At 43.9% G+C, this 20,006-nt stretch carries 15 protein-coding genes; 8 read left to right on the top strand and 7 right to left on the bottom strand.

Annotation, left to right across the window (positions count from 1 at the left end; translation table 11 throughout):
- Positions 1–18: 18 nt before the first annotated feature.
- Positions 19–1,566, bottom strand: a complete 1,548-nt coding sequence (locus tag BM739_RS14785) for a M81 family metallopeptidase (protein WP_076541950.1) — start codon at positions 1,564–1,566, stop codon at positions 19–21.
- A 331-nt stretch (positions 1,567–1,897) separates the two neighbouring features.
- Between BM739_RS14785 and BM739_RS14780 the strand changes: the two genes are divergently transcribed.
- Positions 1,898–4,075: a TonB-dependent receptor gene (locus tag BM739_RS14780; protein ID WP_076541948.1), complete on the top strand. Its 2,178-nt coding sequence runs from the start codon at positions 1,898–1,900 to the stop codon at positions 4,073–4,075.
- A gap of 194 nt (positions 4,076–4,269) precedes the next feature.
- On the opposite strand, the gene BM739_RS14775 is transcribed toward BM739_RS14780, so the two are convergent.
- Positions 4,270–4,989 (bottom strand): Crp/Fnr family transcriptional regulator, encoded by a 720-nt coding sequence (locus BM739_RS14775; protein ID WP_076541946.1) that lies wholly within the window; start codon positions 4,987–4,989, stop codon positions 4,270–4,272.
- A gap of 309 nt (positions 4,990–5,298) precedes the next feature.
- Between BM739_RS14775 and BM739_RS14770 the strand changes: the two genes are divergently transcribed.
- Entirely contained in the window at positions 5,299–5,670 is a 372-nt protein-coding gene (locus tag BM739_RS14770) for a RidA family protein (RefSeq protein WP_076541944.1), read from the top strand.
- 35 nt (positions 5,671–5,705) lie between these two features.
- On the top strand, positions 5,706–6,962 hold the full coding sequence (locus BM739_RS14765; RefSeq protein ID WP_076541942.1) for a D-amino acid dehydrogenase: 1,257 nt from the start codon (positions 5,706–5,708) through the stop codon (positions 6,960–6,962).
- Positions 6,963–7,033: 71 nt separating this feature from the next.
- Here the strand turns inward: BM739_RS14765 and BM739_RS14760 are convergent, their stop codons facing one another.
- Both BM739_RS14760 and BM739_RS14755 read right to left on the bottom strand, forming a co-directional pair.
- Entirely contained in the window at positions 7,034–8,413 is a 1,380-nt protein-coding gene (locus BM739_RS14760; protein WP_076541940.1) for an FAD-binding oxidoreductase, read from the bottom strand.
- Positions 8,414–8,435: 22 nt separating this feature from the next.
- Positions 8,436–11,924, bottom strand: coding sequence for an indolepyruvate ferredoxin oxidoreductase family protein (locus BM739_RS14755; RefSeq protein ID WP_076541939.1), 3,489 nt, complete (start codon positions 11,922–11,924; stop codon positions 8,436–8,438).
- 219 nt (positions 11,925–12,143) lie between these two features.
- Here BM739_RS14755 and BM739_RS14750 point away from each other — a divergent pair, with 219 nt between their 5' ends.
- The 3 genes from BM739_RS14750 to BM739_RS14740 all read left to right on the top strand — a co-directional run bounded on the left by BM739_RS14750 (position 12,144) and on the right by BM739_RS14740 (position 15,848).
- Positions 12,144–12,539: an MAPEG family protein gene (locus BM739_RS14750; protein WP_076541938.1), complete on the top strand. Its 396-nt coding sequence runs from the start codon at positions 12,144–12,146 to the stop codon at positions 12,537–12,539.
- Between the two features lie 177 nt (positions 12,540–12,716).
- Positions 12,717–15,065 (top strand): YgiQ family radical SAM protein, encoded by a 2,349-nt coding sequence (locus BM739_RS14745; protein WP_076541937.1) that lies wholly within the window; start codon positions 12,717–12,719, stop codon positions 15,063–15,065.
- A gap of 228 nt (positions 15,066–15,293) precedes the next feature.
- On the top strand, positions 15,294–15,848 hold the full coding sequence (locus BM739_RS14740) for a hypothetical protein (protein WP_076542019.1): 555 nt from the start codon (positions 15,294–15,296) through the stop codon (positions 15,846–15,848).
- 148 nt (positions 15,849–15,996) lie between these two features.
- Here the strand turns inward: BM739_RS14740 and BM739_RS14735 are convergent, their stop codons facing one another.
- The 3 genes from BM739_RS14735 to BM739_RS14725 form a co-directional block, all read right to left on the bottom strand.
- Complete coding sequence (locus BM739_RS14735) at positions 15,997–16,569, bottom strand: YSC84-related protein (protein ID WP_076541936.1); 573 nt, start codon at positions 16,567–16,569, stop codon at positions 15,997–15,999.
- Positions 16,570–16,832: 263 nt separating this feature from the next.
- Entirely contained in the window at positions 16,833–17,768 is a 936-nt protein-coding gene (locus BM739_RS14730) for a hypothetical protein (protein WP_083698185.1), read from the bottom strand.
- A gap of 42 nt (positions 17,769–17,810) precedes the next feature.
- Positions 17,811–18,227, bottom strand: coding sequence for a nitrous oxide-stimulated promoter family protein (locus tag BM739_RS14725; protein ID WP_076541934.1), 417 nt, complete (start codon positions 18,225–18,227; stop codon positions 17,811–17,813).
- A gap of 315 nt (positions 18,228–18,542) precedes the next feature.
- On the opposite strand from BM739_RS14725, the gene BM739_RS20370 reads away from it, so the two are divergent.
- Both BM739_RS20370 and BM739_RS14715 read left to right on the top strand, forming a co-directional pair.
- Positions 18,543–19,379: a hypothetical protein gene (locus BM739_RS20370; protein ID WP_083698184.1), complete on the top strand. Its 837-nt coding sequence runs from the start codon at positions 18,543–18,545 to the stop codon at positions 19,377–19,379.
- Between the two features lie 225 nt (positions 19,380–19,604).
- A complete protein-coding gene (locus tag BM739_RS14715) occupies positions 19,605–19,946 on the top strand; it encodes a hypothetical protein (RefSeq protein ID WP_083698183.1) in 342 nt (113 codons plus the stop codon).
- Positions 19,947–20,006 lie beyond the last annotated feature (60 nt).

Below are 20,006 nucleotides of genomic sequence, written 5' to 3'. Positions count from 1 at the left end.
TTGTTATCGGCGAAGCGTTTACGCACTAATGGGAAAGCTGGCATCATTATCAATGGGATATATAGGGTGCGTGAGCTTGGTATGCGCAAATTCAGCGACTCTTGCTGTGGTAAGCCCGGGCGAGTCAGCCATCAGTAAGTGATCACTTACTTTTTGGTAAAATGCACGCCAATGTGCCGATGATTTAACGCACACCACATCGTATTCATAAATATCAATGCCGTGGGCACGCCCCGATACATCGTCAAAGGCTTGGCCTAAGCCTGTTTGCACAATCACATCGACTTGGCCAACGGTGAGTCTCACTGAAGGGCCTAAATCGAAGCTCACACCATTTAACATAGGGCCACGAATGGTTTCTATGCCATCAGAAATCGACTTTACATAAGCTGTGCACGCAATCGGGTTGCCACTGCGAAGTGCATCTAACTTGCCACCTAAATTGACACTAATCGTTGCGCCAACACCCGCCTCAATCGCTTGTTGCACCACTTGGGGGTCGCGAATATTAAAAAAGGCCACTTTACCCAAGTCGGTGGTGAGAATTTTGCTCAGCAAATGGGTTGTGTCACCGGTACAGCCACCTCCGGGATTGTCACCAATATCTGCAATCACAATCGGTTTATTGTGGTTTTCCCAAAAAGCGGCAGGGACTTGATAACGGCCTTTAGTGGCAAGAATATCGGTTGCGATGGCAATGGATTGATCGACATTAGGTGGCAGATTAAGGCTTAGCTGTCTGTTGTCCCAAATCCATTGGGCAAATTCAGTGGCAATTTGCTCAGCTAACACAATATCGTTGTCAGTGGTCACTAACACATACATGCCGCAGTATTCAGTGTCTTGATAGGGAAAGCCATGCATTACCGAGCAATTGAGAACCTGCGGTTTTTGTTCATAGGCAAGGCACTTATCGCGGATTAACGTGCCAAAGGTACCGGCTTCCATAGTGGTGGACGGCGGCAATAAAATCGGAATTTTCTGGTAATTCATGGTGGGGGTCAGTTGATTTAAAAAGGCGCTAACCCCAGTGAGCAGTGCTTCTTTGGCGCAAGGATTAAAATCTACGTGGGCATATTCTTTACAGGTGGTGTAATAGTCATATTCGCGAGCAATAAGATCGGTCACTTTGCCATGTAAATCGGTTGAGGCAACGATTTTGGTGTCAACCCCAACGACCTCGCGGATGGACTTAGCCAAATCACCTTCTAAATCTGAGGTGCTTTGGACGATACCTGCGCCATGAACCATCAAATAAAATACATCGACTGGCTCATTGGCTAATGTTGAAACGAGCTGCTGCTTGACGGCGGCATAAGCATCGTCGGTAACTGTGCCGAATGTGGTGTTAACGTGCATGAATACCGTTGGGACGATTTCCCAATCATTTTCGAGACAGGCATCAATAGCGCCGCCCATGGCAGTACCCGCAAGCTTTAATAGCGCTTCACCTTCATACACCACTAAATCTTTAAGGGTTGTTGGCCCAGTTAACTCAGTGGCATAGGTATTTGTTTCATGAAATAGCCCACCGATCCCCACGCGAATTTTATTTGAATCTTTCATGCTAGCCGCCAGCTTGTAACCAAAACGTTAACGTTAAGATAAAGGCTTAAGCAATCACCACACTGTCATATTGATTACATTTGCTGAACATTATGCGCCGACGCTGCTGTTGTCAGTCCAGTGACAAAGACGCTGCGGGCAAATTTTAAGATGAAATCTTTTTGCTTGTTGCGCAAAAGTTGCCACTTTGTAATCTAGGTGACAGATTGCCTCTAATCAGTTTGTTACCCCTAGATAAAGGCAAAGTTGTTGAGTTGCGCAGTTTGGGAGCGTGCTGTTTTTTGCTTATAAAAATAATCCAATAAACAAAAATAAATAAACAGGTGCGACGATGAAGAGAACACAATTAGGTATCGCAATTAGTGTGGTTTTGCTGGGGCTTAGTGCTCCAAGCTATGCACAAGAAAATGACGCTACGCAACAAGACAACGCCACAGGTATCGAAGTCATTCAGGTGACATCACAAAAACGTGCCCAATCAATTAATGAAGTCCCTATTGCCATCAGTGCCATGAACGAGACCGATATCGAAAGGCTAGGCGCCCAAGATGTGCGAGACATGCAATTTAGTGTGCCGAATATGATTGTCACTGGATACATCGAGTCGTCACCATCTTTTGGTATTCGTGGTATTAGCGATCGCTCACGTAACCCAGGTTACGATAACCGCGTGGGAGTATATATCGATGGCGTTTGGGTTGGGCGCTCATCAGCGGCTAACCAATCCGCCTTAGATGTTGAACGTGTTGAAGTATTGCGCGGCCCACAGGGAACCTTATTTGGTAAGAACACCGTCGCTGGTGCCATTAATATTATTACTAAACGCCCCTATGCCGATGAGCTTAGTGGACGTTTAGGGGTAGATATTGGCAATTATGGCCTGCAAAGTTATAAGGGCAGTATTAATGTCCCATTTACTGAAGACTTTTCAGGGCGTTTGTCGGTGACGAAAACTGATCGTGATGGTTTTGTTGAAAATAGCGATCCGTTGGGGGGGATCCCAGCAGACAAATTCGTTGATGAATTTAATAATAAAGATGAGCTGGCAACCAGAGCGCAATTTTATTGGCATGCTGGAGAGAATACCAACGTGTCATTAAGCTTTGATTATGTTGAAAACAAAGCCAACGTATTACTGGGTGAAAAAATCGATGACCCACTCGCACTAGATGCCAATGTGGTGTCATTAGATTCAACCCAAAAATTAGATAGCACCATTAAAGGCAGCGGGCTGACCATTGACCATACCTTTGCCAATGAGTTTCAATTAACATCGGTGACAGGCCTACGTAGTTCAGAATGGAACTTAAGTGATGTGGATGAAGACTATTCGCCATTGCCTTATGCCTTTACTGAATTTCAAAAAGAAGACGCTACGCACTTCTCCCAAGAGTTAAGACTGGCATCTCCTGCCTATGAAAGCTTTGATTACATTGTTGGCGCTTACTACCTCACCCAAACTATTGAGGGTGATTCTGATGTTCAAGCCTTTGCGCCTGCGCTAAATCCCGCTGCGCCACCAGTGTATGTAGGTGCTAGCCGTGTTGCTGAGGTTGATGCCGATTCATACGCGTTATTTGCCCACGGTAATTATCGATTTACTGATCAGTGGAGTATTACGGCAGGTCTGCGTTACACCTATGAAGAAAAAGCCATTGATTACACCATTGTTGATACTTCAGGCTTGTTTACTAATTTATCAGCTAATGAGTCACGTGATGCATCGGATGTATCACCTACGGTGAGCTTAAATTGGATCCCAGTTGAAGATTTACTGCTATTTGCCCGCTATTCTCGCGGCTTTAAAAGCGGTGGTTATAATGCCGACTTAATCAATGATGCCGAAGCGTTACCTTTTGAAGATGAGTCGGTTGATTCTTATGAAATTGGCTTTAAATCGCCATTTTTAGATAACACCTTAAATCTAAATGCCAATGTGTTTATTTCACAACATGATGATTACCAAGTGCAAAGTTTTACTCAACTGCCATCAGGTGGCACGGCCATTACTATTACCAATGCCGCAGAAGTTGAAAGTAAAGGCTTTGAACTTGAGCTGCAATGGCAACCTATCGACAGTCTGCAGTTGTGGGCAAACTATGGCTACACCGATGCTGAATTTAAAGCATTTCCAGAGCCAGCAGGCCCAGGTACTGACTTCTCGGGTAATCAATTAGCTGAAGCGCCTAAATATACCTATGGCATTGGCGCTGAGTATCGTTATTCACTGAACTATGGCGATTTTGTGGTTCAGGCTGATTACTTCAAGCGGGATAAGTTTTACTCAAACCCAGATAATGCCGTCGGTAACTTAAACCAAGAGCGCGGTGAAAGCGCTGCAAGAATTGGCTTTGAAGCTGAGTCAGGCGCATGGAACGTGTTCTTATGGGGTAAAAATTTGGCAGATGATGTGTCGCAAATTCATAACTCGACCTCATTTTTGGGCATAGGACGTGCTCAGTACAGCCAGCCAAGAACTTATGGCGTCAAAGGGCAATATAAGTTTTAGCCTTGCAGGTGTAACCTTGGTCTAGCTAACGGGCAACCTTGGTTTAGGCGATAAATAAAAAAGCGCAGATTATTTTATAATCTGCGCTTTTTTGATGCTATTTCAATTATTTATAAGGCGATTTATTAGCTTGAACTCGTCACTGCAGTCATTAACTCATCCCATAGCTGGTGGGTAATTAAGCCTGTTTACGCCTATGACGCGATGGCTTTAACGGCTACTTGGGAGGTGATCATTTTATCCACCCCAGATATTTTGGCTAACTGCTCAGAATCTAAAATACGGATTTTTCCATAGTGATATTCAATAAATCCGGCATCTGACCAATCTTTCAGTAACTTGTTAATGGCCTGACGGGTTGCACCTACAGAAGAGGCTAACATCTCTTGGGTAAATTCAAGCTCTTGGCAAGCAGAGTTAGGGACATTGGTGGCTGAAAAGGCCAGTAAAAATAATATTTGATTGGCTAAGCGGCGTTCTAAATTAAAAAATAACCCATACTCATACATGTTAAACACCTCTCGAATACGATAGGCCACATGCTCACACAGTGTCTTATAAATAATCGGGTATTTTTCGGTTAATTGATCGAAGTCTTTCGATACAATTTTACCGACTTTGACCTCACCAATGGCGATAACATCTTGCGGGCGCACATCATTGTCAATGGCTGATAAAAAGCCGATGCAATCACCTTCGCTATAAATCACATAAGTGGCTTCTTTACCATTGTCGGCAATCACCCTGAGACGAACCGAACCACTGAGTATTTGATATTGGCCCGCGCCAGCGCCTGATTCACCCTTTCTGTAAACGTACTCCCCATCACTAAAGTGTTTTATTTTAAATGTTGCAGTAACTTCGTCTTGAATGTGTTGCGGTAATAACGCAATCCAATTAGCTGTATTCGACATACTAGAGCTCACTTTGGTTATTATTTTTAGTATTTATGCTGAAATTGACGGCCATATTTTATTGTTATATTGACCTTTTTCTTGTAAAAAAATTAGCCATCACCGTAAAAGGCTGCTGATTATTTCTACCATGGCTGGCGCTGACAGCATAGTAATAAATGGTGCTAATTTGTTACCTGCAGGCTTAGAGGGAGCTTTTTTATTAACAAGAGTTACTAAAGTGTCATCTTGATTGCAGTATTGGCTAAATAACTAAACCTATAATGATTTTTAATCATCATGACATCATTGATATAAGGTTGAATTTAAATGGCTAAACAAGTATTAGGTAACAATGCCTTAGGCTTACCTTTCTCTCCTGCGGTTGCTGCGGGTGGGTTTATTTTTTTATCTGGGCAGATGGCGTTTGATCAGAACAATCAATTAGTGGGTGGTGATATCACCGCGCAGACTAAGCAAGTGCTAACCAACATCAAAAACTTATTGGCAGAGCAAGATTTAACGCTGGACGCCATTGTAAAAAATACCATTTGGTTAACCCACGTTGAAGATTTTGCCGCCTTTAATCAGGCCTATGCTGAATTTTTCCCTAATAATCCTCCTGCTAGAGCGACTGTGAGATCTGATTTATTGATCCCGGGTGCGCGCATTGAAATTGAAGCGTTAGCGATAAAAGATTAGCCACCAATTAGCGCTGTAATGCTTGAGGGGAAAACATGAATATCATTATTATTGGTAGTGGCCTGTTGGGCTTGAGCACGGCTTATCAGCTACATGCCCAAGGTCATCAAGTCACAGTGATTGATCGACGTGAATCAGCAGGCCTTGAAACCAGTTTTGCCAATGGCGGCTTGCTGACCCCCAGTTTGTCAGATCCTTGGAATGCCCCTGGCGTATTATTCAATATGCTAAAAATGATTGGCAAAGAAGACTCCCCATTACTCCTCAGACCTAAAGCATTACCCTCGCTGGCATTGTGGGGGCTCTCCTTTCTAAAACACTCCAGCCGTAAAACCTATGAGCAGAGTATTTTTCGTAACACCCGCATGGCGAAATACACCTTAGATGTGCTTGATGATATGACCCAAGCAATCGGGTTGTCTGATCTGGGTGGTGGCAGTGGCACCATTAAGGTTTGTCGTCAGCAACAGGAGCTGGATGAAGTGCTGGCCATGGCGGAGTTTCTTCAGCCTGAAGCGGTTAAGTTCACTATGCTCAGCCGTGATGACACCTTTAAACTTGAGCCTGCATTAGCCCCGCTAAACGATAAGGTCGCCGGGAGTATTTATTTTCCTGAAGATCGCTTTGGCGATGCCCATCAATACTGTGTTGAGCTAACAACTTACCTTGAAAAAGCAGGGGGGCAGTTTTTATATAACACCACAGTGAACGATATTATTAAGCGCAAGGGCAAAATAACCCACATTAACACTAGCCAAGGCCAGTTAGATGCCGATGCATTTGTATTGGCAGGAGGCAGTTACACGCCGTTATTAGCTAAACAAGTGGGCGTTAATATTCCGGTTCGCCCCTGTAAAGGTTATTCATTAACCCTAGCGCTTGATGGCTGGCAAGGCGGGCCTAGTATGCCTGTGATAGATCATTCGCTGCACGCTGGGGTGGTGCCGCTGGGGAATCAAATTCGGGTGGCGGGCACGGCAGAATTTAACGGTTATGACACCCAGTTAAACCCTGGGCGGTTGCAGAATCTTTATGATTTATTGCAGGCGATTTACCCTGAATCGACCGCTTTTGTGAACCCGGAAACCACCCAAAGTTGGACAGGTTTACGACCGGTTTCAGCATCTGGTGTGCCGCTAATTGGTCGCTCAAAAATTGATAATTTATATATTAATACTGGTCATGGGCATTTAGGCTGGACGATGGCGGCTGGCTCAGGCAAGGCGCTTGCAGACCTTATCAGTGGCGAGCGCCCTGAAATATCTCTCGCTGATTACGCGGTGAATTGCTGAGTTAATTGCTGAGTTAATTGGACAGCGTAGCAAACCTTAATGGCTTGCTAGGCTGACATTTATTGCGATTTCTAAGGGAAAACCTTGCCGCGGTTGAGCAGGTTTTTAGGGTCAAAAGCCAGCTTTAGGCGTTTCATTAAGGCTATTTCGTTGTCAGTGCGGGAGCAATGTAAGTATTTAAGCTTATCTAAACCAATGCCATGCTCAGCAGAAATCGAGCCAGCGTAAGGTTTTAGCTGCTGATAAACAATGCTTTGCACTTGATGTTTAGTCTGCTCATCATCGCTACCAACACAAATGCCTAAATGTAAATTACCATCACCTAAGTGACCAAAGACAATGAATTTTGCATGGGGCCACTGCGTCATAATTTGGCTTTCAACTTGCTGAATATATTGCTCCATGTTGGCAATAGGCAGGCTAATATCAAAGGCAAACAGCGGATTTAACTCGCTGATGACAGTGTCAATATCATCCCTCATGGCCCATAACTGTTCGCGCTGACTTTCTGACTTAGCAATTGCGGCGTCCACTAAAATATCTTGCTCTAACGCAGCCATTAGTGCTTCTTCAAATTGCACGGCGTCGCGCTCGGCGTTATGGCCCGTAGCTTCAATTAACACATAATATGGATAACCACTGTCGATAACCGTATTGTGCTTGTCTGAGTCGGTCATTAACTGATAAAAATTGCCCCACATCACTTCAAATGCCGATAGCTGACCATTTAAGTTGCTGTTGAGTAATTTCAGTAGCTTGGCGACAGCATCAAAGTGGGTTGCGGCGACAATGGCAGTATTGCGACTGCTGGGCAAAGGGTGCAGGCGTAACACGGCTTTAGTGACAATACCTAAGGTGCCTTCAGTGCCAATAAATAGCTGTTTAAGATCATAACCGGCGTTATTTTTAAGCATACTGTTTAATGATGAAATAACCGTGCCATCCACTAAAACCGCTTCTAAGCCCAAGACTTGTTCACGCATCATGCCATATTTAAGCACGCTATTACCGCCAGCATTAGTGGCAATATTTCCGCCAATAGTGGCGCTGCCTCTGGCGCCTAAATCCAGAGCAAATAGCCAGTCTTGTGCGGCGGCTTTTTCTTGCACCACTTGTAGCGGCGCGCCCGCTTGCACTGTCATCGTGCCCGCTTGATTATCGATGGATTCAATCTGAGTCATGCGCTCTAACGAAATCGCAATATCATCAGCCCCGGCATAGGCGCCATTGACCAATCCGGTTAACCCGCCCCAAGGGATGGTGGTTTGATCCTGCTGGTGGCAAAGGCTCATTACTTTAGATAGCTCTTCGGTTGAAGCAGGGCGCACTATGGCCAGTGCTTGGCATTGTCCTTTGCCATAAGAGTAAGCGGGCCTGTTGGCAACATCATCCCCAAGGATAATGCCTTTATCACCTACGATAGCGGTTATCTTTTTTATAATATCTATCATATTCATTCTCTGTGACGGTTTGTTAGCTAACTTCTTTAAATTGAATGGCTGATTTATCTGGGCCATGGGTAAATTGATGTAATAGCTTTTCTTTGGCCATGAGTGTGGCGCTAATATTGTTTTCTTTAATATGGCCAAAGCCTTTAATCATTTGCGGTAGCTGAGCGATTTCAATGGCGAGTGCTAAATTATCATGATTCAGGTTTTCGATGATATGCTTTATATCTGCTTGATAATCTTTAATTAACTGCCTTTCCATCTTTCTTTCATTGGTATAGCTGAACATATCTAGTTTAGAGCCGCGCAAAAACTTAAATTTAGCCAAGACTTTAAACGCCGTTAAGATCCATGGGCCAAATTCACGCTTAATAGGCAAGCCAGTATCAGGGTGTTTTTTGCTAAACAAAGGCGGTGCGAGAGAGAATTTAACCTTAAAGTCGCCGTCAAAATCGTTATGTAAATTTTGCATAAGCGTCGCTGAGCTGTGTAAACGCGCGACTTCATATTCGTCTTTGTAGCTCATTAATTTACTTAGGTTAGTGGCTACCGCTAAGGTTAAGCGGTCAGAATTTTCAGCCACAGCTTTCTCTGCTTGGCTGACCTGTTCAATAAACTCACGGTATTGTTTGGCATAGGCATTATTTTGATAATGACTGAGATGCTCAGCCCCGTCTTCAATGGCACTAAAGGCGGTGGTCGCAATATTTTGCTGGCTGTCAGTGGTCAGTAATTGCGAGAAAAATTCAGGATTAAAACACAATAAACGCCCTAAATTTAATGCGTTGAGATTAAAGTCAACGCTCACACCATTCAGGCTTAAGGCTTGCTCAACTGACGCAACTGATAGCGGTAAAGCCCCTTTTTGCAGGGCAAAGCCCACTACAAATAAATTAGCGCCTATGGTATCTCCCATGAGTTTTTTGGCGATGTTGGATGCATCGATAAAGTCGACATTATCGCTGCCTAATAATTGGGCTAACGATTGCTGCTCTTTAAACTCAGTGGGGATCGCCTGTGGGTTTAATTGAAACACGGCTGGTGGCGCGATGGCAGCATTACCAATCAGGCGAGTTTGTTGGTTAGTAATGATTTTAATAATGTGTTGATCTAGGGTGGCCAGTAAATCAAAGGCTAAAATTAAATCGGCGCTGCCGGTATCAATTTTAGGGCTAAATAAGCGCTCAGGTGAGTTGGCAAATTTAAGATGGCTGTAAACCGCGCCATTTTTTTGCGACAAGCCGGTCATGTCGTAAATTGAGCAGGCTTTATTATCAATATGGGCTGCCATGCCTAATATCGCCCCGACAGTGATCACCCCTGAACCGCCAATGCCTGCAATCATGACATTGTAGTTATCGTCAATGTTACACACAGTAGGCGCGGGAATTGTAGCAAACACATCTGCTGAAATCGCGGTGGCAGCGGCCTTTTTCGGGGTGCCACCAATGACAGTGACAAACGAAGGGCAAAAGCCTTTATTACAGCTGTAGTCTTTATTACAACTTGATTGATCTATCTGACGCTTGATGCCTTTCGAAGTCACTTTAGGCTGCAAGCTCACGCAGGTTGACTGAACTGAGCAATCGCCGCAGCCTTCACACACCTCAGCATTAATGTATAAGCGTTTCGTTGGATCGGCAATTAAGCCACGTTTACGGCGACGACGCTTTTCAGCCGCACAGGTTTGCTCGTAAATTAATACGGTGCAACCTGCTATTTTGCTTAGCATGGTTTGCACCATGTCCAAACGGTCACGGTGATAAATCTCAACGTTTTTGGCGATGTCTGGGTTATTGGCGTATGCCTGTGGCGAGTCGGTTACAATCACACATTTACTAATGCCTTCATGGGTGACTTGTTGGCTAATTTCAGCGACGGAGATTGGCCCATCCACTGGCTGACCGCCAGTCATGGCAACGGCATCGTTATATAAAATTTTATAGGTGATATTGACCTTGGCCGCGATGGCTCCGCGGATTGCCATTAAGCCAGAGTGATAATAAGTACCATCGCCTAGGTTTTGAAACACGTGGTTGGTGTTAGTGTATTTGGCTAAGCCCACCCACTGCATGCCTTCACCGCCCATATGGCAGGGGATCATGGTGTCTTTGCGATAAAATGCTGCCATGGCGTGACAGCCAATACCTGCCATCGCGATACTGTTTTCAGGTACTTTTGTGGAGGTGTTATGGGGGCAACCAGAGCAAAAGTAAGGGGTTCTAGGTAAGCTGGTGGCGCAACTTTTAGGGTCAAGCTTTGAGCGTAAACGCGCCAGTGCGTCATCAACCTTGGGGTGAGTTTGACCATTAATGCGCAGGCGCTCAGCGATGATAAAGGCCAGTGTGAGTGGCTCTAATTGCACATCGGCACTGACGAGCGCAAGGCCATTTTCATCCTGTTTACCGATAACCCGTGTGGCACCTTGTTTGCCAAACAGAATTGATTTTATTTGCTCTTCAATAAAGGCGCGCTTTTCTTCAATTACCAGTAATTCAGGTTGCTGCTGGGCAAAGTCAGTTAATTTACTGGGCTCGATGGGCCAGATACAACCTAATTTGAATACCGAAAGCCCCAGCGTTTGCGCAAGATCAGTGTCTATGCCTAATATCGCGAGGGCCGACATTACATCGTTATAGGCTTTACCTGCGGTGACAATACCTAGGCTGCTATTAGCTGCATCGTCAGTTTTAGCCACGCGAATTTGGTCAATATTATTGGCTTTAATAAAGCGGTGCACCAAGGGCAGGCGGTGAGTAATGACATTGGTTTCATTGGTTTGCGGCGGAATAAAGCCACTGGTTTTGAGATTGATGCTGGCCGCTGGCATGTCATCTCGACTCGGGCGTTTGATATCAATATTGTCCAGATCAATATCAATAGTGGCGGTTTGCTCCACTGATTCATTAACACATTTAAAGCCCACCCATAAACCGCTATAACGAGACAGCGCCCAGCCTAAAATACCATAATCAATAAATTCGCTGACATCAGCAGGGTAGAGTGAGGGAATGAGGTTGGCTGCTAAGGCCTGTTCACTTTGATGTGAGATGGTCGATGATTTGCCGGGATGATCATCACCGTAAACGACCAACACGCCGCCATGTTCATGGGTGCCAGCATAGTTTGCATGTTTAAATGGATCGCCACTTCTATCAACGCCGGGGCCTTTGCCATACCACATGGCAAATACGCCATCGACATTCGGCTCAGGTATGGTGTCGAGTAATTGGGTGCCCCAAATCGCCGTTGCTGCTAGGTCTTCATTAACCCCAGGTTGAAAGGTGATATTGTGCTGGTCAAAACGTTTTTTGGCTTTCCAGATATAACTATCTAATGCCCCTAGTGGCGAGCCTCGATAACCTGAAATATAACCCGCGGTATTCAAGCCTTGGTTTTTGTCTAATTGCGCTTGAATGAGCGGTAATCGAACTAAAGCTTGGTTGCCGTTTATAAAGATACGACCAGATGTATTGTTATATTTATCTTCTAAAGTGATGTCACTATGTTTCATCTGCTCTGTTCCTTCGAGTCATATTTGGTGTTATCAATCGATTTTTAGGTTAGAGCAACTGAATTATGATGACTGCAATATAGGTGACATTTGTTAAATAAATTCGACGTAAGGCTGTTGTAAGCGTTGTGGCTGTGATGATAAAAATCGCTTTTGTCATTAAACAAAGCCGATATTTAGCATATAGTGAAGCCTTAACAGCATTTAAAAGGAGTTGAAATGATCGCCAGTGTATCGGGGTTATATATCGGTTTAACGGCCATAATGGCCATTTATTTTAGTCTGCGGGTGGTTAAGCTTAGAAAAGGGCTCAACATCGGCATTGGAAATGACGGTAATCAAGATTTAATCCTTGCCGATCGGGTGCACGCTAACCTTATTGAGAACGCACCATTTGCGCTGCTATTAATCTTGGTGGCTGAAGTGAATGGGTTATCAGCGCCATTTTTACATTTGTTTGGCAGCTTATGGTTATTCGCGCGGCTGTTACATGCCATTGGCTTAACTCAGGGCAAAGGCGGTTATCATATTGGCCGGTTTTGGGGGGTGTTAACCACTTGGATTGTTATTATCAGTTTAGCCGTGGTGAATATCGGTTTATTTTTAGGCTTATAACTGAGTGCTTGATAAGGTGGGAGTTTTACTATTCCCACTGTATTTATAAGGTTTTTTATTTTTAGCCACCAATAAAAAAATTTCACATCTGCTGCTTTTTTAGTCACACTTAGTCATCGCCAACTGGTATACTCCGCGACCGTTTATCGACGTATCCATCAATTTTAGGTTACACACATGCAAGTTGAATCCACGTTATTTAATTACCCAAGGTATTGGGCCGAATGCTATGGCACGGCTCCCTTTCTTCCTATGTCTCGTAAAGAGATGGATCAACTTGGATGGGATAGCTGCGACATTATTATCGTCAGCGGCGACGCTTATGTGGACCACCCAAGCTTTGGTATGGCAGTAATTGGCCGTATGCTTGAAGCGCAGGGCTTTCGTGTTGGTATTATTTGTCAGCCAGACTGGTCGAATAAAAATGACTTCATGAAGCTAGGACGTCCGAACCTGTTTTTCGGTGTCACCGCCGGCAACATGGACTCGATGATCAATCGCTATACCGCAGATCGTCGTATTCGCAGTGATGATGCCTACACCCCAAATGATGAAGGCGGTAAACGCCCAGATCGCGCGGTAACCGTTTATACCCAGCGTTGTAAAGAAGCCTTTAAAGAAGTGCCGGTCGTGATTGGTGGTATTGAGGCCAGTTTACGCCGTATTGCCCACTATGATTATTGGTCAGATAAAGTGCGCCGCAGTGTTATTTTTGATGCCAAAGCCGATATCTTAATTTACGGTAATGCTGAGCGTCCGCTGGTGGAAGTGGCGCATCGCATCGCTGCGGGCGAAAAAATGGTCGACATGCACGATATTCGCGGCACCGCGGTTATCAGACATGAACCTTTGCCCGGCTGGAAAGGCATGGATTCGCGCAAATTAGATCAACTACACAAGATTGATCCCATCCCCAATCCTTATGGCGCTGATGATGTCGGCTGCGAAAAATTATCCGGCCCAACCGATAAAAAGATTTTTGATAATGATGCCCCTAAAGCCATCAGCGTGCAGCCAGCAAGACCCAAGCCATGGGAAAAAACCTATGTGCTACTGCCTGCTTATGAAAAAGTGGCTGAGGATAAATTCTTATATGCCCATGCTTCACGTATTTTGCATCAAGAGCAAAATCCGGGTTGTGCCCGCGCGTTATTTCAAGCCCAAGGCAACCGCTCTGTGTGGGTTAACCCGCCAGCATGGCCATTAAATACAGATGAAATGGATGCGGTGTTTGATTTGCCGTATCAGCGGGTACCGCACCCAAGTTATGGTAAAGCGGTGATCCCTGCTTACGACATGATTAAGACCTCGATTAACATCATGCGTGGCTGTTTTGGTGGTTGTTCGTTCTGCTCGATTACCGAGCATGAAGGGCGCATTATTCAAAGTCGCTCGCAAGAATCCATCATCAAAGAAATTAAAGATATTCAAGACAAAGTGCCGGGCTTTACTGGGGTAATTTCTGACTTAGGTGGCCCAACCGCCAATATGTATCGCTTAGGCTGTACGAGTGTCAAAGCAGAAACCACTTGTCGGCGTTTATCGTGTGTATATCCCTCAATTTGTGGCCATTTAGGTACCGATCATAAACACACCATTGATTTATATCGCGCCGCCCGTGATGTACCGGGGATTAAAAAGGTCCTGATTGCATCAGGTGTGCGTTATGACTTAGCCACAGAAGATCCTCGCTACATTAAAGAGCTGGCTAAGCATCATGTGGGCGGCTATTTAAAAATCGCCCCAGAGCACACTGAAGATGGCCCATTAAGCAAAATGATGAAGCCGGGAATGGGCAGCTATCATAAGTTTAAAGAGCTATTTGATCATTACTCCAAAGAAGCGGGTAAGAAGCAGTATCTTATTCCTTACTTTATTTCAGCGCATCCCGGCACCACAGATGAAGATATGCTGAACTTAGCTTTATGGCTAAAATCAGAGAAGTTTAAGCTTGATCAAGTGCAAAACTTTTATCCTTCACCTATGGCCAATGCCACCACCATTTACCACACTGAGCTGAACTCATTGAAGAATGTGAAGCATACCAGTGAACAAGTGACCGTGCCTAAAAAGGGCCGTCAGCGTCGCTTACACAAAGCGCTGCTGCGTTATCATGATCCTGCAGGCTGGCCACTTATTCGTGAAGCCTTAGCAGCTATGGGTAAAGAGCATTTAATTGGTAATGGGGTACAACATATTGTGCCGCCAGAATCACGTAATGAGCGCCAAGGCTTTGGGGCTAAAAACCGTGGTGGCAAAAATGATGGTAGTAAGACGGCTTTCACCCGTTTTTCTGGTAATCAGTTTGCGGATAGAGACAGCGGTAAAAAACCGACCAAAGCCAACAAAGCCAAAGCGACTGGTGAAAAGCAAGAAGGCGGCAAGTCATCTTCAGCTAAAAAACCAACTAATGGCAATAGCGCTAACAAAGGCAAAGCTAAAACAGGCTGGTCACAGAAGAAGCAGCCGTTTAGCAGTAAGGCGAATGCAAAAAATAAGTCTTCAAATACTAAGGGCGCGAGATAAGCGGCTGAGCGAATTTGAAATTGTGAAACTAAAACCGCCAACAGGCGGTTTTTTTATTTCAGGTTAAATTAAACAATCACTGTTAGTCTGCAAGCCTAGTTCATTTGCTTTAGGGTATTGCCCATGGTTTAAATGAATGATTAAAAACTAAAATAAATACCCCAAGGAATAATAATGAAAAAAATATTGGCCACTGCTGTTTTGAGTTGTGTGATGCCCGCTAGTGCGATGGCACATGGCAGTCATGATCATGATGAAACCACCACTTACGCTAGCGTACAAGACAATTACTTTGATGCGCTTGCTGTGCATTGTGGTAAAGCGTATGCAGGTGAAGTGACTGCGGGCAACGAAGCGGATTCAGCTTTTAGCAATAAAGCATTAATCATGCATGTACGTGAATGCAGCGATACTGAGCTTAAAATTCCTTTTCATGTGGGTGACGATCACTCTCGTACTTGGGTGATCACTAAAACCACTTCAGGCTTGCGCTTAAAGCATGATCATCGTCATGAAGATGGCACTGAAGACAAAGTCACTATGTACGGTGGCGATACGGCTGATATGGGCACTGCAACTGAGCAATCATTCCCTGTCGATGCTGAATCAATTGCTAACTTTAATGAAAACGGCTTAACGGCGTCAGTGACTAACGTGTGGCACATGTACATTGAGCCAAGTGTATTCACTTACCGATTAACTCGTGAAAATCGTGACTTTAGAGTGGATTTTGATTTAACCAAGCCAGTGGCATTACCGCCAACGCCTTGGGGGCATGAGTAATTATTGCTGACCCTATACCTTGTGTGCAGCGGTAAGTGTCTTAGATACAACAAATAAGGCTGCCAAGGCAGCCTTATTTGTTGCTTATAATTAATTGAAAGGGCAGTGATTTAAAGTCTCTGTCAATTTAGGGTTTTCATCGTCATGGCTATTTAGCATCAAAACTAAATGATTGGCCTGCGATAGCTGCCTCGTACATCAACCCGCCTTTAGCGGCAGTGAAAACCGCCATGCCATTCATATAAGCGGCATTGGCTTTTGTGCGGTTGCCTGCATTGCCAGCCCCTGCCGAGTTACCTGTTGAGCCCACTTGTGCATTGGCGCCAACAGTGATGGCCACAGCAGATGCTTGAGCGCTGAACTCAAAAGTGCCACTGGTGAAGTCTTTATAAGCCTCAGCATCTTTGAAGAAAATAATTTCGCTATATGCCTGTCCACCTAATTGGAAGCCAATAGAAAGTTGAGACACACTTGAATCACCACTATATACACCACCTTTATATACCTTGCCTGAGCCGTAGGCTGCTCCAATACCAAAGCCGCCTTTTCCCACTGTTGGGTAAATGGCATAGCCGTAGGCGCTATCAAAAAAACCTTGTACTTCGGGGGCCTTTTTAAAATCGGCAATGGCTTCGGCGTATTTATCAGCGCGAGCTGAGGTGGAAAAGGTCAGTCCGATAAACACCAATGTGACCGCTAGCAATGACAATATATTTTTCATAAAAACTCCTGTGATAAGCAAACTTTAGTGATGATAGCTTTAGCATAGCAAACCCAAGCTGAACAAAGCTGTAATAAAAACGCCTAATATTGCTATTAGCTGCTTAAAACTAACATGAGTTCGATTGGTACTGAATATTTAAATGAGTGCTGTTGTTATTCGAATCTCGCAGTGAGTAAATAAGTCACTTTTATCACCCTTTAATAGGGCTTGTTTGTGCTGATATTGACTCAGGCTGTGGTCTTTGTCTGGCGAGGTTAATGTCAGTTAGTTTTTGGGACTGACTTATTCTCTAAGCCTTGATCTGAGGCTTTGTCATCACTGATAACACTTCTTAAATAATCAAGTTCTTCATTGTCCAGTAGCTGCTTGGCACTATGATGTTGAGGATCTTTAGGCTGATTTTGCGCTTTATTGACCTTGATACGTAAAAATACCAGTCGGGTCACTTGGTGTAGTCCGTATATGGCGAACCCATAAATGGTCATTAATAGACATAATCTGACGATGCCAACAGCATAGCTAGAAATAGTGTCACCAAAATAGAAGGGTAATAACACCAATACCAATCGTAAAACCCAATTAAGTAAAATGCCGCCAGTGAGCAGTAATAACCACCTAAATCTAACGTTTTTCAAATTGTATTGTGGGTGGTTTTTATGACGATTTAACGCGCTAATGATGAGGTAAAAGTAAATTCCACTTTGAATTAAAATTATGGCCGGCATGACTAGGGCTATTTTATTAATGGTGACTAATTCACTGATGTTGTTCACTTGAATATGGGATGCATCGGGAACCATACCAATATTGAACGATACTGTGATAACAATAACCGCCATGGAAATTAGCGTAGTCAATATATGTTTGACGATATTGAGATCAGAGGTTTGAATTTGCAAACAGGCTTTGCAATAGCTGTACAGCAAGGGCATCAGTAGAAAATAAAAGGGCACCATTAACGTCATCATAAAATGAATTTGAATTGGGGCATTTTCGCGGGTGATAGTGGCTGAAAAAAAGAATAGCGAGATCAGAATAAATAATGCGCCCAGTAAGCGGTTACTATGGCTGGTGCTGTTGTCGTTATTAGCAAAAATATAGCGGACGTAAAAACCTACGCCCAAGCAATGTATGCCAGCGAGTAATGATAGCCAAATATACGCCTGTGAAAAAAACTGATTAATTACGATGGCCAATCCCTTTGTTTATCGTTAAGTCATATCTTAAATCACGCTTTATCAAGCAGCATTATTATGGTTTTTTTGTTTTCTCATATGACGGTTTGACGCCGCCTCAGGTGGTTTGCCAGGTACGGGTTTTCTTTCTGCGAGTAAATGCTTTATCGCCATAATAGGATGGGGAAGCAGCATTCTTGGGCCAGAGTAAATCATGATTTCACGCACTTTTTGTTTCATGTGCGGTTTATAGCAATGCACAGGGCATTTGTTGCAGGTTGGCTTTTGTTGACCGTAAGGACAGCGATCTAAGCGTGTTTCTGCGTATTTAAGCAATTCAATACAATCTGGGCACAAGCCTTGGCTATTTTCCGTTTGTAACGCAATTTGATGATGGGCACAGCAATATATTTTTGCCATGGCATTCATGGTGTTGAATTCGTATAACAGCTTGCCTGATAGGATCGCGCTTATTGTCATGTGTTAATACCATAGTAAATCACTCGGGTATGGCTAGTTTACCCAATCACAGTCTGTTTATTCAATTCAATGCTTAATAAGCTTGAACTAGAGCACATAAAAACAAAAGCTAAATTTAAAGTCAGTTTATTGTGTTAACGAGCACAAAAGCGACATAAATACTTGATTTTTGTTCTAAGAATAGCTTATTAATATTAGTTCAGCTTGTTTGATTTTCAAGCAGAGAAATGGAACTTCCTTCTTAGGATAGGCTCGGAATGGTAAACTCCAAAACTATTTAAATGCACACAGCATGACACAAATATGGTGTTATAAATGATTATTAAAATTATTGTCGTTGTTTTATTGGTTTGGCTGGGTATATATCTTTATCGTCGAACCCAAACCGTTGCTAAGCAAGAGCTAGAGCAGCAAGAGCCAACTCAGGTAGAGCCGCAGCCAGAAGCGGAGATCGCATCAACCTCATCAGAGATTGAGTCAGCAGCGCAAGATAATACTGAACTTGAAACTGAATCAATAGCTCAAGAATTAGAACCAAGCCCAGTGCAAGATGAAGATGCTGTAGTCGCTGCCATAGATGAAGTTGAAGCAACAGTTGAAGCAACAGTTGAAGTAACAATTGAACAAGTAGTCGAGACAGAGTCTCATGAACTGCCAGAGCCAGAGCCAGAGCCAGAGCCAGAGCCAGAGCCAGAGCCAGAGCCAGAGCCAGAGCCAGAGCCAGAGCCAGCGAATAAACCTATTACAGCGGCTTTACCTGCAACAGGTGCATGGGCAAGTGATGCATTTACGGCTTTAGTGAGCCAATATGATGCAAGTGCTGAACCACAGGCCCAACATTTGAGTTTACTCAGTATTATTAGCCACAGTTACAAGTTACGTAAACAAGCTGATTACTGCCAATACGGCGCCGGTTTAACCCAGCGTTATCAGTTAGCTTATCAGCAGTATCGTCAGCAAAACACCACTGCAGATGATAAAGGCATCGGCTTTATGCAATTATCAACCATGCTCAATGATACTAAGCAATTTGATAAAGCCATTGAAGTCTGCCAGCAGGCCATTGATTATCAATTATCAGATGGAACTGTTACCGGTTTTGAAGGTCGAATTAAGCGTATCGAGAAAGCAAAATCTAAAGCGAATAATTAAGTGAATTGAATAAGACTAGGTAATTGGCTTAAACCATGATTTAGGTTATTAGGTTTTACCATGATCTAGTACAATGGCACTATCGTATGGAAAGCGGACTTAGGTTCGCTTTTTTATTGCCCTAAAAATGTTGAAACTGAATGCTGCTACTGGAATCCTGAAGCTAAATATTAAGACTAAAAAGTGCTACTTAGGGTGAAAATAAGCATGCTTAAAGAGGTTTATATGATGAATCGTAAAATGCGTAATACGCTGTTTTTATTCATGGCTATCATGGGGCTAACCGGCTGTATTCGTACCCCAGAATGGACACTGTTTTATTATGCGGATGAAGCCAAAACGCCGCAGCAAGCCATTGACGCCCAATTTATCGCAGGCTATTACGATACGCTTGAACAGTGCCAAGCTAAAGCCAAAGGCATGCTGAGATTAAGCGGCAAAAACAGCCATCAACTGGATGCTAACCAGCTGGAAAATGCCACCGCAATTCCGGTTGCCATTGATAAAGGCTATCAATGCAAACAGTTATGCCAAGTCAATGATGACAATGTCATTATCTGTCAATAAAGCCTTGCCAGTAGTGAGTTATTAGCCTTCGCCATCAGGCTATTGTAGACCCAAGGAACA

Origin of the sequence: Shewanella sp. UCD-KL21, assembly GCF_001957135.1 — a bacterium.
Taxonomy (GTDB): domain Bacteria; phylum Pseudomonadota; class Gammaproteobacteria; order Enterobacterales; family Shewanellaceae; genus Shewanella.
The sequence above is the reverse complement of the archived record's forward strand: the minus strand, read 5'-3'. Positions and strand labels throughout refer to the sequence as shown.